Raw genomic sequence first — 14,611 nt, 5'->3', positions numbered from 1 at the left:
ACAACCGTCATTTCTTGTAACTAGTTTCTTGGGAGTCTGGAATCGGAGCGGTTGCATTAGCGTGCAGCCAGATATGTTTGTGAGTCCAAGTCTTGACCAAGTCGAATGGACCGCTTCGCATCCAGGGAGTTGATGTATTAGAAGCAGAAAATGCGCTTATGGGTTGCAGAAGGCGCGAGCGTTCGTGGTCCATTTGCCGAAGCCGGTGGCCACCATGTTGGCGATCACCCTGCAGACATAGACCTTCTGCGCCGGATCGTTGTCGGGACCGGCATGATAGCGGGCGACGGCCATCGACCAGGTCACATGGCGGGCATGGAGGCTGGCCAGGAAGCTTGCCGCGTAGTCGACGTTCTGGCGTGGGTCGAGCATGTCCTCGACGCTGCGGAAATGCGAGGCATGGTAGTGATGGTTGATCTGCATGCAGCCCAGATCGATCAGTGTCTTGCCCTCGCGCTGGGCGTTGGCGAAGGCGGCAAGCGCTTCGGCCCGGCTTCTCGGGAAGACTGCTTTTCCCTCTATGTTCAAGGCATTAGGCTGAAGACTGCCCTTGTTGCCGGTTTCCGTCAATCCGACGGCATAGAGGATGCCGGCGGGTACGCCATAGCGGTCGGCGGCACGCAGGATCTCGGGTTCGCAAGGATTGGTGGCGGCGCCGGCGCTGCTCGCGAGGCTAGATAAATATATCGCCAGCGCGCTCGCGAGAAGGCGAAGCGGCGCGGCCGTGTGCTTGCGCTTCATCATGGTTACCCCTTGCGGATTGCTGACCCGACTGCTGGCCGCCGGCTCCATTATTGCCGCCGCCGGAATTTCCGGGCTGGAAGGATGATGGATCGCGGCCGGGTGCAGCGCTCACTGAGGCGGTTGCATCCGTCCGGGTTGTAGGGGCAATTGCGACCGAAGGTTGCAGGATCGTGACCTTATCAACCTCGAAGCCCAGTCCGCGCAGCGACTTGACGATCGCCTCGCTGTCGCTGGAAAGCCGGCGATAGGCATCGTGTGTTTCGGGCTTCAATTCAATCGACAGTTGTTCTCCGGAGAGCCGAAGATGGGCCGTGACCATGCCCAGTTCGGCCGGGTGAAGTTCGATCTTCAACACATGTGTCGGAACGGCAACAGAGCCCGTCAGTCGAGCGGTCGCGGAAGCCGTGGAAAGCGTCTGGTTCGGGCCCCCATCGGCTGAAATGGCGCCGATCACGTTGAGGGCTGCCTGGCTCATCGGTGCCTGCGGCGGTGCGGGAAAGCTGCGTTCGGAAACCACGTCGATGCGCGCCGCTGCCGACTGCTGTTTTCCCGGCTCGGACCGCAATGAGGACTGAAGGTCGGCGATGGATTTCAGCTGCGGCGGCGCCTGTTCCACGCCTGGCACCTCCGCGGGCGCCTCGGGCAGCGGGCCGGCCACGATGGCATTGTCGTGTTTCGGCGCGCCGGCGGCATCGCGGACGAGCTTGCCGTCGAGTTTCGTCAACGGCCCGTCGACGAGCGACACCCGCTCAGGCTCGGACATGGGTTCGAGATCGTCACGCCCCGTTGCAGATTTCTGCCGATAGGCCTTCGACGGAAGCTGTCCATCGATAGCAGAGCCCTGTCCTGTTTCGCTCGCGCTCGAGGCGGCCGACTTGGTCGATGTCGAGAAATGGCGCAGGTCATGAAACGCCATCAGCAGCGGCAGATGCCCGTCGAGCGGCGCTGCGCCCGGATCGGCGGCCGGCGCATCGGCATCGGCATCCTTGTCCGTCCCAGCGTCCTTGCCGTCCTTCATGGATTTCGCGGCAGACGATCCGCTCGGCGTGGCCCTTGCCTTGCCGGCGGGCATCGGCTTGTCCTCGCCTGCCTTTGCCGCAAGCTCCGCGGCAAGCCTGCTCCACCGCGGATCGCGGGAGCCTGCCTCGGCCGGGGGCTGCTTCTCCGAATGGGCAGGGCTCGCGCCGCCGTGCACCATCTCTCCGAAACCGGTGTCGTCCTTTCTTCCGGACGCGGCCGGTTGCTCGGCCGTGCGCGCGGCGGTAAATCCTGGCAGGGCCGGGCCGAGGCTGGGGGTCATTTCGGGGCGGCTCCAAGCATCTGGTCGATCAGGTCTAGCTGTCGACGGGTTTTCGTCATGGCGGCGTCGGCCGGGTCTGTCGTGCCGGCGCTGGCCGAGGCCGCCGGTGCCGATGCCGGCAGGACGGTCGCCCCATCGGTTGCGGGCGTGGATGCGTTCGGCGCAGCCGCTGCTGTGTCCAGGGATGGCGCTACGGCGGTCTGTTCAGGGACGGCGCCCTCGACAGGTGGCAATCCGGCGGCATCGGTGGTCGGCGCGGCCGCAACCTCGGGTTCGGGCGATGGCACAACCGGGGCGGGCGCCGGATTTGCCGCCGGAGGGGAGGCAGGTGGCGCCACCACTTCACCGGCGATGGTCTGGGCCGCGTCGAGCAAGGCGCGGTCGCCGTCCGACAACCTGCTGCGGTCGATCTTGCCCAGTTTGGCGCGCACGTCCTCGATGGTATCGGAGGTCACCGTGGACAGGCTGGAATAGAGCAGGGCGCGCGGATCGCCCTGATTGGTGTTGCCGTCGCGACCCTGCTCGGCCCGTGCCGAGGCGAAGGCCGACAAGTCGCTCATGCCGTCAATCGCGGCGCGGCGGGCGATGCGCAGATAGATCACCTTCTCGCGCTCGGGATCCATCATCGAGGTGATGTCGGCAAGCTTGTCCTGGCTGATCGACATGTGCAGTGCGATGACGCCGGAGACGAAGGAGTCGGCGAACTGGCTGGCGTAGGGCGAATAGAGATAGCGCTCGACATACTGGGTGGAGGCAAGCGCGAACCGTGCCGCGTCGCCTTGCGTCACGGCAATGCCGACCGAGCGCCGCAACGCCGCTTCCTCGACCAGAGTGCCGGGGCTGAGCAGCTTGGCCTCATCGAACAGCGTGAGTGCGGTCGCCGGCTGGTCCGTGGCAAGCAGCGAGCCTTTGACCAAAGCGAGGAACGCGCCGAGATCGCCTGGCAGGGCCATCGGATCGATCGGCCTCAGGGCTTCGATCGCCTCGCCCGGCCGGCCGTTCAGGTAGTCGATCACACCTTTGGCCATGGCAAGGTTGCGCGGATCGGAGGCGGCGCGCGAGACGGCCGCCTCGACGGTCACCGGATTGCCGCCGCTCATGCCGTAGACCAGGAGCGCGCGAAAATTCCTGGGATCCTTGAAATCCTCGGCATCGGCCGCGCGCAACCGTGCATCGGTCATCTCGAGCAGCTTGGCCTGCATCGGCATCGCGGCGTGATCGCCGGCCGCGATACGGTCCTGGACGAGCTGCAACGAGCGCACCAACTGATAGGGCTGCAGCGTATCCTGGGCGAAGCCCGCCGACGGATACGCCGTGGCCAGCAGCAACAGGCCCATCAGGCGGCTGGTCAGCGCCGTCCGCTTCATCCGCCGGTCGCCATCAGGATCTCGATGCGGCGGTTGGCCGCCGACATTGGGTCTGCCGGATCCTTGGGCTGGCGATCCGCGAAGCCGGCAACCTCGGTGATGCGGCGTTCATCGACGCCGCCACGCACGAGCATGTAATAGGCGGAGTGCGCCCGCGCCGTCGATAGCCGCCAATTGTCGTAGCTGGCGCTGCGGAAAGGGCGCGCATCGGTGTGGCCGTTGATGCTGATGGTGCCCTTCTGGCTGTTGACGATGTGGCCGATCTTTTCCATCGCCAGCACCAGCTCGCGGCTCGGCACCGCCGACCCGACCTCGAACATGCCGAAGTCGAGCTGGTCGGTGATGGAGATGACGACACCCTTGTCGGTGGCTTCGACCGAGACACCGTCATGCAGCTTGTCACCGGGCTTGAAGGCATCGGCGAGCTGCTGCTTGACGTCGGCAGCCGCCTTCAGCGCGGCGGCGGTCGGAGCCTTGTCCGCCGCCTCGGTTTTTACGGCCTCCTGCTTTGCGACCGCATCAGCGGCCTTGTTGTCTCCAGCGTTGGCGTTGCCCGCCTTGGCATCGCCGGCCTTGGCATCGCCAGTCTTGACCATTGTCGCGGCGGTATTCTTGCCATCTCCGGCCAGGGGCTCGAGTGGTGCGTCCTTGACCGGCGGTGCGGGCGGCACGGCCTTGACCTTGGCGACCTGAGTCTCGGCCGCCTTGTCGCCGGACTTGAGCGGGTCGCCCTCGATCTTGGGACGCTGGGCGCTCGCCTCGGCGCCGGGCGCGGCGACCTGCTGCGACCAGAAGTCCGGCTCGAAGGGATCGCGGTAGGACGCGCCGCCCGAGGCACCCGTCGCCGGGCCGGAATTCTGCGCGCCGCCATCGCCCTTCTGGCTGACATTCTGCATGACGCCGGTATCCGTGGCGATCTCCGAGAGCACCGCATAGGGGTCGGCGAAAAGATGCTCGTCGGACTGTGGCGACTGCTGCGGCTCCTGTTTTTCCTGCTTGCGGTTGGATGAGCCCGCGGCGCCGCTGCCGTCCTGCCCGGCCTTGGTTGTCGCTTCTTGCGGGTCGTCGGCCATCAGCCCGACCGAGCGCGGCCCATTGCCGAGATCCTGGAGGCCCTTGCGGCTCGACTCACGGTCGACCAGCTTGACGGGATTGAAGTAGCTGGCGACGGCCGCCTTGGTCTGTTCGTTGGCGGCATTGATCAGCCACATGACCAGGAAGAAGCACATCATCGCGGTCATGAAGTCGGCGAAGGCGATCTTCCAGACGCCGCCATGGTGACCTTCGTCGTGGTCGTCATGCCCGCGCCGCACGATGATGATCTCGTGCCTGCCATGATCTGCATCGGCGACGCTCATGACAACACCTCGGAAAGTGTTGCCGACCATTCGGCCATGCGCGTCTCGAACACGGCCTCGTCGATGGTGACCGTCAGGTCGAAGCCGGACGCCTCGATGAAGTCGAGATTTTCGGCACGCGGCCCAAGCGATGCCTTCAGCGTTTCGAACAGCGAAAGCGGCCCGCGGACCGTGATGCGCACGGCTTCACCATCGCCGACGGCTTCGCGGACCGCGCCGGCGAGCGCTTCAAGCGAGCGCTTCCGCAGATCATCGCTGACCACGCCGCCGATGATGCGGGCGACCGTGGCGCCGACAAGATCCGTCACGCGCGCCTCCATGGCGTCGAGCCGCGACGAGACCGCCTTGCCGACATCGCCACCGAAGCTGTCGAGAAAGGCCTTTGCTTCCTCGGCATTGGCCTGGCGTTCCGCTTCCAGCGCTGCTTCATGCGTCGCGGCAAGCCGTTCGCCGAGCGCTGCCTCCGCCTGGGCAACCGCTTCGGCGATCAGCGTGCCGATATCGGCCGGCGGTGCCGCCTCGGGTTTGTGCTCGGCGGCGGCCTGGGGCTGGCTGGCGCGTTGCGCGCGCGTGCCGAAATCAGGGAGAAGATCGAAGAGGGCTGCGGAGGGCATGGTCTACGCCGCGACTTCCTGGGCCGCCCATTTGCGCAGGATCTGCGCGGTGCGTTCCTCGTTGATGTCGACCATGCGGGCAAGCCGCTCCTGCGGGGCCGGCCTGATCTTCTGGCGCAGATCATCGAGCGGGGTGGCGCCGGCACGCGTGCCGGGCAGGGCGCCAATGGCGGCACCCGCATCGGCGGAAGCGGCTGCCTCCGGCGTCGGCAGAGAGCGCTGGACTTCATCGAAATTGGGGCCTGCTATGGCGGGCGTCGCCCTGGCCGTCAACGCGGCCGCCATCGGCCGCAGGCCGAAGAAGGCGACCAGGAACACCACGACGATGAAGGCGCCGGCATTGATCAGCGTGCCGGCATGCTGGCCGATGGAATCGAGCATTCCCGCCTGGGGCACCGCCTCGCCGTCCAGCCCGTCGATGAACTCGACAGCCGAGACGTCGATGACGTCGCCGCGCTTGTCGTCGAAGCCGGTGGCAGAGCTCACCATCTTCTGGATTTCGGCGACGCGCTTGGCGATCTGCTCCGGTGTTGCATCCTTGCCCAGGATCGTCTTCAGCCGATCCTGGTTGACGACGACGGCAATCGACATCTTGGTCACTGAATAGCCGTTGGAGACGGTGGCGATCTTCTTGGAATTGATCTCGTAATTGGTGATCTCCTCCTTGCGGTCGTTGGCCGAGGAGGTCTGCGGACCCTCGGTGCTGGTCGCCTGGGTCTCGGGCAGGTTCTGCTCGACGCTGGCGGGAGTTGAAGCCTGCTTCTGGTTGCTGTTCTCATTGGCGCGCACCGATTGCACCGAGCGCTCGACGCGGGAATTCGGGTCGAAGATTGTCTCTTCCGTCTGACGGGTGTCAGTGTTGACCTCGGCCTTGACGCTGGCGCGGAAATTGTCCGGGCCGAGATAGGGTGTCAGGGCGCGGCGGATGTTGTCACCGATCTGCGCCTCCACGGTCTGCTCGACGCCGAGCGTGCGGGCGGCACTGGTGTTGGAGGGATCATCACCCGCGGCCAGCAGATTGCCGTTGGAATCGAGCACCGTCACCTTGTCGGCCGACAGGCCAGGCACGGCAGCGGCGACGAGGTGGCGGATCGACATGGCGCTCTTCTCCGCGTCGATGCCGGCGTAGCGGATGACGACCGAGGCGGAGGGCTGCTGTTCGTCGCGGCGGAAATTGGCGCGCTCGGACATGACGATGTGGACGCGCGCCGCCTTGATGCCGGCGATGGACTGGATGGTGCGGGCGATCTCGCCTTCGAGCGCACGCACGCGGGTGATCTGCTGCATGAAGGAGGTGAGGCCCATCGCGCCGACATTGTCGAACAGCTCATAGCCGGCATTGGCGCTGGTCGGCAGGCCCTTCTCGGCAAGCAGCATGCGCGCCTGCGCCGTGGTGCCGGCCGGCACCAGCACGGAGGTTCCGTCCGCGCCGACGTCGAAGCCGATGCCGGCTTCGCCCAACACCAGGCCGATCTGGTTCACGTCGGAGCGGTCGAGCCCGACATAGAGCGTGTCGTAGGCCGGGCGGTTGAGGTAGACCGAGGCAATGCCGATGACGCCCATCACCAGGACAGCGATGCCCGCCAGCATGGCGAGGCGCCTGACGCCAAAGCCGCGGAGATTCGAGATGATGCTCTGGATCTGTTCCGGCACGATTGAGCGACTCCAGCATGACTGTCCGCCGGAACACTAATCCTCGAAGCTTGTGCGAAAATGGGCCGCCGCGCCATTGCCCAGGGGGACGACCAAACCTGATCGCGTCTGTTGCGAGCAAGGAACCGAAAAGGCCGCGCTTGAAGCGCGGCCTTTTCAGAGAGACAGGAAGGAGTTCAGCCCGACCAGCTTAGTTCTTGAACAGCGCCAGGATGCTTTGCGAGTTGGAATTGGCAATGGAGAGCGACTGGATGCCGAGCTGCTGCTGGACCTGCAGCGCCTGGAGGCGGGTCGATTCCTTGTTCATGTCGGCGTCTACGAGCTGGCCGACGCCCTTGTCGATCGAGTCGGAAAGGTTCGACAGGAAGCTCTTCTGGGTGTCGATGCGTGATTTGGCAGCGCCCAGCTCCGCGGCGGCATTCGCCATCGAGCCCAACGCCTTTTCGACGTCCGTAAGCAGGTTGTCGAACTGCAGGGATTCGGTCGTACCGGGCACGCCGACAAGATTTGTGACGTCTATTTTCAGGATGGATCTGGTGGACGCCGTGCCGCTCTTGTCCAGTATGCCGGCCGGAGTGGCGTTCGTGTCGATCAGCCGTATGTTGGCAAACGCGATGTCGATCGAGCCAGTCGTGACCTTGCCGGTGGAATCGCGATTGTACGACGAGATTATGGTCAATTTGGTCGTCGTCGAGGTGGAGTCCGTCTGCAGGAGATTGGAGCCGGCATAGTTGGTGCCGCCGATACTATCGATAAGCTGGGCCTGGTACGTCGCGATCTCGCTTTGGATCTTGGCCCGATCCTCCGGGCTTGAGGTCTTGGCGAGCAGCACCTTCTGCTTGATCTGATCGACGACGTCGATCGCCTTGTTCATCGCGGTGTAGGCGGTGTCGACCTTGCCGGCGCCGAGGCCGAGCGCATCCTGCACGACAGAGTTCGCCTTGTTGTCGGAGCGCATTGTCGTGGCGATGGACCAGTAGGCGGCGTTGTCGCTGGCTTCGGCGACCCGGTAGCCGGTGGAGATACGGCCCTGCGTCTCTTGGAGAGCCTTGTTCGTCGCGCTGAGGCTTTGCAATGCCGTCAGCGCAGCTGCATTGGTCATGATACTTGCCACTGGTCTACCCCTTCCTGAAACCACCTGCCTTCCACGCCAACGCCAAGGCTGGACCGGCAGAAACCATCGGTTAACCATAGTTACGACAACATGGTTAACATCGGCTTAAAGTGATTTGCCCGAGAAGGACAGTACTTCAGATGCAAAACGGGCCGTGCTTCCATCGGAAGCACGGCCCGCCATGATCGGTGGGCGGCCGAAGCCGCCGGAGGTATTATCAGCCGCGGAACAGCGACAGGATCTGCTGCGAGGAGCCGTTGGCGATCGACAGCGCCTGGATGCCGAGCTGCTGCTGGACCTGGAGGGCCTGAAGACGGGTCGACTCCTTGTTCATGTCGGCATCGACGAGCGTACCGACACCCTTGTCGATCGAATCGCTGAGGCTCGAGATGAAGCTGGTCTGCATGTCGATGCGCGACTTGGCAGCACCGAGTCCGGCTGCGCCTGTCGACATCTTGCCGAGAGCGGTTTCAACATTGGTGAGGAGGTCGTTGAAGTCCTTGTCGTCCAAGCCCGCCGTCGTGACATCGAGCGTCAGGACTGAAACGCTAGGCTTGATCGCACCGGTCGTGCCGGCCGTCTTCGTGTCGAGAATGCCGGCAGGCGTGGCGTTCAAGTCGATGAGCCGGACGTTGGCCAGTGTGACATCGATCGTGCCGGTGGTGACGGCGCCGGCCGAGCTGCGGTTGTAGGACGAGATCACGGACAACTTGGTCGTGGTTGCAGCCGAGTCGGTCTGGAGCAGGTTGGAGCCGGCGTAGTTGGCGCCGCCGACGTTGTCCGTGAGCTGTGCCTGGTATGACGCGATCTCGCTCTGGATCTTGGCCCGATCTGCCGGGCTTGCGGATTTGGCCAGCAGCACCTTCTGCTTGATCTGATCGACGACGTCGATCGCCTTGTTCATCGCGGTGTAGGCGGTGTCGACCTTGCCGGCGCCGAGGCCGAGCGCATCCTGCACGACCGAGTTCGCCTTGTTGTCGGAACGCATGGTGGTCGCGATCGACCAGTAGGCGGCGTTGTCGGAGGCGGTGGCGACCCGGTAGCCGGTCGAAATGCGGGCCTGGGTCTGTTCGAGGGATTTGCTGGTGGTGTTGAGGCTCTGCAGGGCGGTCAACGCAGCAGAATTGGTCATGATACTGGACATGGCTACTCGTACCTTGATTTTACAGGTGTTTTTTTGACATACCGGCTTGTCCGGTATGACGGTGCGGCATCATGCCAATGATCGCTGAGACCCGATCACCCGCCATGCGAGGCAATATGCGGGCAAGTTCCTACCAAAGGGCTAAACTGGACGGTTAATCGAAAATATATCGCGGATCCCGACTTGTGTGGGCGCTGGCGCTCAGGTGAAAGAGCGCACCAGGCTGCCGACGAGCAGGTTCCAACCGTCGATCAGGACGAAGAACAGGATCTTGAACGGCAGCGACACGACCGTGGGCGGCAGCATCATCATGCCCATCGCCATGGTGATGGTGGCGACGATCAGATCGATGACCAGGAATGGCAGCACGATCAGGAAGCCGATCTCGAAGCCGCGCCGGATTTCGGAGATCATGAAGGCGGGCACCAGGATGCGCAGGTCGACGGTCTCCTTGGCAACGACCTGGCCGCGCTCGCGGGCGAGATCGGCGAAAAGATCGAAGTCCTTGTCGCGCACATTGTGCAGCATGAAGGTGCGGAACGGATCGGAAATCTTCTCGAAGGCCTCGGTCTGGCTGATCTGGTTGTCCATCAGCGGCTTGACGCCGGTGTTCCAGGCCTGATCGAAGGTCGGCGCCATGACATAGAAGGTCATGAACAGCGACAGCGAAATGAGGATGAGGTTCGCCGGCGTCGATTGCAGGCCGATGCCGGCACGCAGGATCGAGAAGGCGATGACGAAGCGGGTGAAGCTCGTCACCATGATCAGCAGCCCCGGCGCCACCGACAAGACTGTAAGCAGGCCGAACATCTGGATGATGTAGCCGACGGTGGTGCCATCGGCCTTGCCGATGCCGCCAAGGTCCAGTTGCTGGGCCGCCGCGACGGAGGTGGCGGCACCGATCAGTACCGCGGCAAGAAGGAATTTTCTCATTCGAGCAGCAATGTCCTGATAAGAACCTGTTTGACGTGCCCCTGGCTGCGGATCGAGGCGCGTTCGTCGAGATCGGCCTTCAGATGCTGGTAGCCGCTGGCGCCTTCGATCTGGTGCGTCTTCAGGGTGCGTACGAAAGCCAGAAGATCCTGTTGAATGTCCTCCGCCATGGCCGGCGGCTGCGGCGCGTCATAGACCACGGATACTTCCATCCTGATCCAGGTATCCGCGGGCGAGGCGATGTTGGTGGTGATCGGCGCCAGTGCGACAAGCGTCGGGCCCGTACCAGGCTGTTGTGCGGCGGCGGGCTGGGCGACCTTGCCTTCATTTTCAGGCGCAACCGGCACCGATGGTGGTGCATCGACGCCTTTGAGGTAGCCGCCTGACATCCAGCCCATGCCGATGGCGGCCGCCGTCACCACGAGCAGCATGGCGCCCTGGATGGCAAGGGAAGGACCCTTGCGAGGCTGAACCTGTTCGACATTGGCCACGGCGCTTTGCTCTCCAATCCCCAGAATGCCAACAACTAGAACGGAAGAACCTGGTCGAGGACCTGCTGGCCGTAGGCCGGCTGCTGGATCTCGCTGACGCGACCGCGGCCGCCATAGGAGATCCGCGCCTCGGCGATGCGTTCATAGGAGATGGTGTTCTCCGCGCCGATGTCCGACGGACGCACCATGCCGGCGATGGTGAGCACCCTGAGCTCGTAGTTGACGCGCACTTCCTGTGAACCCCTGATCATCAAATTGCCGTTGGGAAGGACCTCGGTGACGACGGCGGCGACGTTGAGCTCGAGGTTCTCCGAGCGCTTGATTTCGCCGTCGGCGTTGGTTTCGGTGCTGGAATTCAGGCCGGCGTCGCCCTTGCCGCTGGTGCTGTGGCCGTCCCATCCGAGCGTGACGTCATAGCCCAGCTTGCGCGCGGCAGTGCGGCTCCTGTCGTTCTGGTTCTTGAAGTTGGCCTTGTCGTTGAGCTTGATCCTGACGGTCAGGATGTCGCCTTCGCGCAGCGCCCTGGGATCGGTGAACAGCCGGCTTTGGCGGTCGTCCCACAGAGAGAACTTCTTGACCGGCGTGGCGGGCGGCTGAGGATAGCTGTAGGGCGCTGCCCCGTCGCTGCCGATGCCCGATCCGACCGGCGACAGCGCCGGTTCCCTGCCGATCTCCTTGAAGTTGGTTCCACAGCCGGACAAGGCTGCCGCCGCGCACAGGATGAGCATTCTGCGGATCATGACGGATCTACCCTTCGGGCTGCGCTGGCCATGATGCCGGTGAGCGTCGCCGCCGCCTTCTGGTCCATTTCGTTGAGGATGACGCCCGCCTTGCGTGAATCGAGCTTCATCAGGATGGCCGCGGCCAGGTCTGCGTTGACGATCGCCAGGCGTTCGGCCGCCGCATCGGGCTTCATGCCGGCATAGATCTTCACGACACCGTCCTCGGCCCGGGCCAGGAACACTTCGCGCCGCTTCAGCCAGGTCTCGTATTCGGCTTTCTTTGCGTCCAGAGCTTTCATGCGCTCGTCGATGCCGGCCTGGAGCTGTTTCAACTCCTCGGCCTGCAAGGCATAGCGGCGGTCGCGAGCGGCGTCGGCGATGTTGGAGCAGAAGCGCTCGATCTCGCTTTGGTCCGGCGCTTTCTGCCGCGTCAATTGCTGCGGCGCGACCACGGGCTGCGCACCAGGCAGAACCTGGCGCACGGTATCGTCCGCGTGTGCGCCGCCAAAAACAGGCATGACCGCGAGGGTGGCCGCAAACAGGAAGGTGCCGGAGCGGCGTCTTTCACGGGACGAGAGGGAGGAGATCATCGGCATCGCCTATTGGAGAACCAGATCGGCCTGCAGGGCGCCGGCCGACTTGATGCCTTGCAGGATGGCAATGATGCCGTCCGGCTTGACGCCGAGACGGTTAAGGCCGGAAACAAGGGTTTGCAGGTCGGGCCCGTCGAGCACGGCGACGCGGGCATCGGGCCGGCTGGCATCGATGGCGGTGAACGGCTCGATGGCGGTCTCGCCCTTGGAGAAGGGTTCGGGCTGCACGACGCGCGGCGCTTCCGTGATGCGCACCGTCAGCGTGCCATGGCTGATGGCGACACGCGAGATCTTGACGTCGTTGCCGATGACGATGGTACCGGTGCGCTCGTCGATAACGACGCGGGCCGGCGTGTCGGACTCGACCACCAGGTTCTCGATCTCGGCATAGAAGCGGGCCGCCGAAACGCTCTTCGGCCGCCTGATCTGCACGGTTCGGGAATCGCGCTCTGCCGCCACGCGCATGCCGAAGCGCTGGGCGGTGTAGTCGTTGATCGCGTCGGCGATGCGGATAGCGGTCGAAAAATCGGGATTGCGCAATTGCAGCGTCAGCGTCGACTGGTCGTCGAACTCGGCCTTCACCTGCCGCTCGACTATGGCCCCGTTCGGCACGCGGCCGGCGGTCGGCACGCCTTGCGTCAATTGCTGGGCCTGACCCTGGGCGGTGAAACCGGAAACGATGACCGCGCCCTGGCCGACGGCGTATATCTCGCCGTCCGCCGCCTTCAGCGGCGTCATGATCAGCGTGCCGCCGGCAAGCGAGGTGGCGTCGCCCATCGAGGAGACGTCTATGTCGATGCGGGCGCCCGACTGCACATAGGGCGGCATGTTGGCGGTGACGATGACGGCGGCGACATTCTTGGCGCGCGCGCTGCCGCCTTCGGTGGCGATGCCGAGATTTTCGAGCATGGCGCGGATTGACTGTTCGGTGAACGGCGAATTGCGCAGGCTGTCGCCAGATCCGGCCAGCCCGATGACGAGGCCGTAGCCGACGAGCTGGTTGTCGCGCGAGCTCTGCAGCTGCGCAATGTCCTTGATGCGCGAAGCGACCTGGCCTGGTGGCAGCGAACTTGGCCCGGGCGAAACGCGGAACATACGCGTGGTGGTGGCCGGATCATATTGCGGATCGTCGTAGACACCGCCATTCCTGGCGGCGAGCTCGCGTTTGGCCTTGGGCGTCAGGCCATCGGCCAGCGCCGGCTGCAGGCCAAGTGCCGCCGCGAGCAGAAGGGCAAATGGGCGCATCATGAAGCGCCGACCTGGATTGTGCCGTCGGCCATCACCGTGCCGGAGAGGATCTTGCCGCTGTCGCTGTTGCGAACCTTGATGAAGTCGCCGGCCGAGCCCGGCTGCAAGGTCACGGCGGTCGCCGTTATCGTCAGCCCGCCGGCGACGAAGAAGACCTGCACGGCGGCACCCTGTTCGACCAGCCAGGCCTCGCGGATGGCGGTGGAAGGAATGTAGCGGCCCGGCAGCAGCGTGCGCTTGGCGATCTTGCCCTGGAGTTCCTCGGAACGGGTCGTCACCGCATCCGGCTTGTGCTTGCCCGGGATGAGGGTCACCTGCTTCAGGGCGCCGAGTTCGATCGTCTCGCCGGGATAGATGACGCGGTTGGGGATCAGCACGACCTCGCCGGCAGGCTGGTTGCTGGCGATCTGGGTGGCTGACTGGCCCGTCGATTGGCTGGCCGATTCCTGGGCGAAAGCCGGCATGCCGCCGGCCACCAGCGCAAGGGTCAGCGCGGCGCGGCGGAATGCGGAGCAGGAGATCGGCATGGCCATCATCCGTTACCTGATGTTCTTTGAGACGACGGAGGCCATGTCGTCGGCGGCCTGGATGACCTTGGAGTTCATCTCATAGGCGCGCTGCGCCGAGATCAGCTCGGTGATTTCCTTGACCGGGTCGACATTGGAAGCCTCGAGATAGCCTTGCTGGATGGTGGCGAAGCCCGGGTCGCCCGGCACGCCGACATTGGCGGGACCGGAGGCCGTCGTTTCCTGGAAGAGATTGTCGCCGAGCGGCGCAAGGCCAGCCTCGTTGGCGAAGTTGACGATCTGCAGCTGGCCTAGGTTCTGCAGGTCGGTCTGACCGTCGATGCGGGCAAAGACTTGGCCGGTCTTGTTGACGATGACCTCGACGGCGTTGACCGGCACGGTGATGGCCGGAATGACGCTGGCGCCGTCAACCGTCACCAGCTGGCCGGTGGCGTTGGTGTTGAAGGCGCCGGCGCGCGTATAGAGCGTGCCGCCATCGGCACCCTCGATCTGGAACCAGCCCCTGCCGGTGAGCGCCATGTCGAAACTGTTGCCGGTGCTGGTCAGCTCGCCCTGTGTGTGGACGTTACGCACGGCGGTCGTCTTGACGCCGAGACCGATCGAAACGCCTTCCGGTACCAGCGAGGCGTTGGAACGGTTCGGCACACCTTGCGTGCGGTCGACCTGGTAGAGCAGGTCGGAGAATTCGGCGCGGGCGCGCTTGTAGCCGGTGGTGTTGATGTTGGCGATGTTGTTGGCGATGACTTCCAGATTGGTCTGCTGGGCATTCATGCCGGTGGCGGCGATGGCGAGTGCTTTCATGG

The 14,611-nt window shown here is 64.4% G+C and carries 15 protein-coding genes; all 15 read right to left on the bottom strand.

Annotation, left to right across the window (positions count from 1 at the left end):
* Positions 1-156: 156 nt before the first annotated feature.
* Positions 157-741 (bottom strand): transglycosylase SLT domain-containing protein, encoded by a 585-nt coding sequence (locus O7B34_RS25200; protein WP_181166653.1) that lies wholly within the window; start codon positions 739-741, stop codon positions 157-159.
* On the bottom strand, positions 674-2,044 hold the full coding sequence (gene fliK, locus O7B34_RS25195) for a flagellar hook-length control protein FliK (RefSeq protein ID WP_337148576.1): 1,371 nt from the start codon (positions 2,042-2,044) through the stop codon (positions 674-676). Before fliK ends, O7B34_RS25200 begins: the two co-directional genes overlap by 68 nt.
* Positions 2,041-3,411 (bottom strand): chemotaxis protein MotC, encoded by a 1,371-nt coding sequence (locus O7B34_RS25190; RefSeq protein ID WP_337148575.1) that lies wholly within the window; start codon positions 3,409-3,411, stop codon positions 2,041-2,043. Before O7B34_RS25190 ends, fliK begins: the two co-directional genes overlap by 4 nt.
* Positions 3,408-4,769: a MotB family protein gene (locus tag O7B34_RS25185; RefSeq protein WP_337148574.1), complete on the bottom strand. Its 1,362-nt coding sequence runs from the start codon at positions 4,767-4,769 to the stop codon at positions 3,408-3,410. Before O7B34_RS25185 ends, O7B34_RS25190 begins: the two co-directional genes overlap by 4 nt.
* Positions 4,766-5,383: a hypothetical protein gene (locus O7B34_RS25180; RefSeq protein WP_337148573.1), complete on the bottom strand. Its 618-nt coding sequence runs from the start codon at positions 5,381-5,383 to the stop codon at positions 4,766-4,768. The genes O7B34_RS25185 and O7B34_RS25180 overlap by 4 nt, the downstream gene beginning before the upstream one ends.
* A gap of 3 nt (positions 5,384-5,386) precedes the next feature.
* Positions 5,387-7,036 carry a flagellar basal-body MS-ring/collar protein FliF gene (gene fliF, locus O7B34_RS25175; RefSeq protein ID WP_337138666.1) on the bottom strand — a complete coding sequence of 550 codons (1,650 nt, stop codon included), beginning with the start codon at positions 7,034-7,036 and terminating at the stop codon, positions 5,387-5,389.
* A gap of 190 nt (positions 7,037-7,226) precedes the next feature.
* Positions 7,227-8,150, bottom strand: coding sequence for a flagellin N-terminal helical domain-containing protein (locus O7B34_RS25170; RefSeq protein WP_337148572.1), 924 nt, complete (start codon positions 8,148-8,150; stop codon positions 7,227-7,229).
* A 217-nt stretch (positions 8,151-8,367) separates the two neighbouring features.
* Entirely contained in the window at positions 8,368-9,294 is a 927-nt protein-coding gene (locus O7B34_RS25165) for a flagellin N-terminal helical domain-containing protein (protein WP_337138662.1), read from the bottom strand.
* Positions 9,295-9,495: 201 nt separating this feature from the next.
* Entirely contained in the window at positions 9,496-10,227 is a 732-nt protein-coding gene (gene fliP / locus O7B34_RS25160; RefSeq protein ID WP_027144757.1) for a flagellar type III secretion system pore protein FliP, read from the bottom strand.
* Positions 10,224-10,718 carry a flagellar basal body-associated FliL family protein gene (locus O7B34_RS25155; RefSeq protein WP_027144756.1) on the bottom strand — a complete coding sequence of 165 codons (495 nt, stop codon included), beginning with the start codon at positions 10,716-10,718 and terminating at the stop codon, positions 10,224-10,226. The genes fliP and O7B34_RS25155 overlap by 4 nt, the downstream gene beginning before the upstream one ends.
* 35 nt (positions 10,719-10,753) lie before the next feature.
* Positions 10,754-11,458: a flagellar basal body L-ring protein FlgH gene (gene flgH, locus O7B34_RS25150; RefSeq protein WP_337148571.1), complete on the bottom strand. Its 705-nt coding sequence runs from the start codon at positions 11,456-11,458 to the stop codon at positions 10,754-10,756.
* Positions 11,455-12,036 carry a MotE family protein gene (locus O7B34_RS25145; RefSeq protein WP_337148570.1) on the bottom strand — a complete coding sequence of 194 codons (582 nt, stop codon included), beginning with the start codon at positions 12,034-12,036 and terminating at the stop codon, positions 11,455-11,457. The genes flgH and O7B34_RS25145 overlap by 4 nt, the downstream gene beginning before the upstream one ends.
* A 3-nt stretch (positions 12,037-12,039) precedes the next feature.
* Positions 12,040-13,281 carry a flagellar basal body P-ring protein FlgI gene (locus O7B34_RS25140; protein ID WP_337148569.1) on the bottom strand — a complete coding sequence of 414 codons (1,242 nt, stop codon included), beginning with the start codon at positions 13,279-13,281 and terminating at the stop codon, positions 12,040-12,042.
* The gene (flgA, locus tag O7B34_RS25135; RefSeq protein ID WP_337148568.1) at positions 13,278-13,814 is read right to left on the bottom strand and encodes a flagellar basal body P-ring formation chaperone FlgA; all 537 of its coding nucleotides are present in this window, start codon (positions 13,812-13,814) and stop codon (positions 13,278-13,280) included. Before flgA ends, O7B34_RS25140 begins: the two co-directional genes overlap by 4 nt.
* 6 nt (positions 13,815-13,820) lie before the next feature.
* Positions 13,821-14,609, bottom strand: coding sequence for a flagellar basal-body rod protein FlgG (gene flgG / locus O7B34_RS25130; protein ID WP_337105995.1), 789 nt, complete (start codon positions 14,607-14,609; stop codon positions 13,821-13,823).
* Between the last annotated feature and the right edge of the window lie 2 nt (positions 14,610-14,611).

The sequence above is a fragment of the Mesorhizobium sp. Cs1299R1N3 genome (genome assembly GCF_037179625.1).
In the GTDB taxonomy this organism is placed as follows: Bacteria; Pseudomonadota; Alphaproteobacteria; order Rhizobiales; family Rhizobiaceae; genus Mesorhizobium; species Mesorhizobium salmacidum.
Note: the sequence above shows the minus strand (reverse complement) of the source record. Positions and strands in the feature narration are given on the sequence as shown.

Bases quoted from the DNA above. Each gene is read 5' to 3' on its own strand.
- O7B34_RS25200 (WP_181166653.1), bottom strand. From the start codon at position 741: ATGAAGCGCAAGCACACGGCCGCGCCGCTTCGCCTTCTCGCGAGCGCG.
- fliK (WP_337148576.1), bottom strand. From the start codon at position 2,044: ATGACCCCCAGCCTCGGCCCGGCCCTGCCAGGATTTACCGCCGCGCGC.
- O7B34_RS25190 (WP_337148575.1), bottom strand. From the start codon at position 3,411: ATGAAGCGGACGGCGCTGACCAGCCGCCTGATGGGCCTGTTGCTGCTG.
- O7B34_RS25185 (WP_337148574.1), bottom strand. From the start codon at position 4,769: ATGAGCGTCGCCGATGCAGATCATGGCAGGCACGAGATCATCATCGTG.
- O7B34_RS25180 (WP_337148573.1), bottom strand. From the start codon at position 5,383: ATGCCCTCCGCAGCCCTCTTCGATCTTCTCCCTGATTTCGGCACGCGC.
- O7B34_RS25165 (WP_337138662.1), bottom strand. From the start codon at position 9,294: ATGTCCAGTATCATGACCAATTCTGCTGCGTTGACCGCCCTGCAGAGC.
- fliP (WP_027144757.1), bottom strand. From the start codon at position 10,227: ATGAGAAAATTCCTTCTTGCCGCGGTACTGATCGGTGCCGCCACCTCC.
- flgH (WP_337148571.1), bottom strand. From the start codon at position 11,458: ATGATCCGCAGAATGCTCATCCTGTGCGCGGCGGCAGCCTTGTCCGGC.
- O7B34_RS25145 (WP_337148570.1), bottom strand. From the start codon at position 12,036: ATGCCGATGATCTCCTCCCTCTCGTCCCGTGAAAGACGCCGCTCCGGC.
- O7B34_RS25140 (WP_337148569.1), bottom strand. From the start codon at position 13,281: ATGATGCGCCCATTTGCCCTTCTGCTCGCGGCGGCACTTGGCCTGCAG.
- flgA (WP_337148568.1), bottom strand. From the start codon at position 13,814: ATGGCCATGCCGATCTCCTGCTCCGCATTCCGCCGCGCCGCGCTGACC.
- flgG (WP_337105995.1), bottom strand. From the start codon at position 14,609: ATGAAAGCACTCGCCATCGCCGCCACCGGCATGAATGCCCAGCAGACC.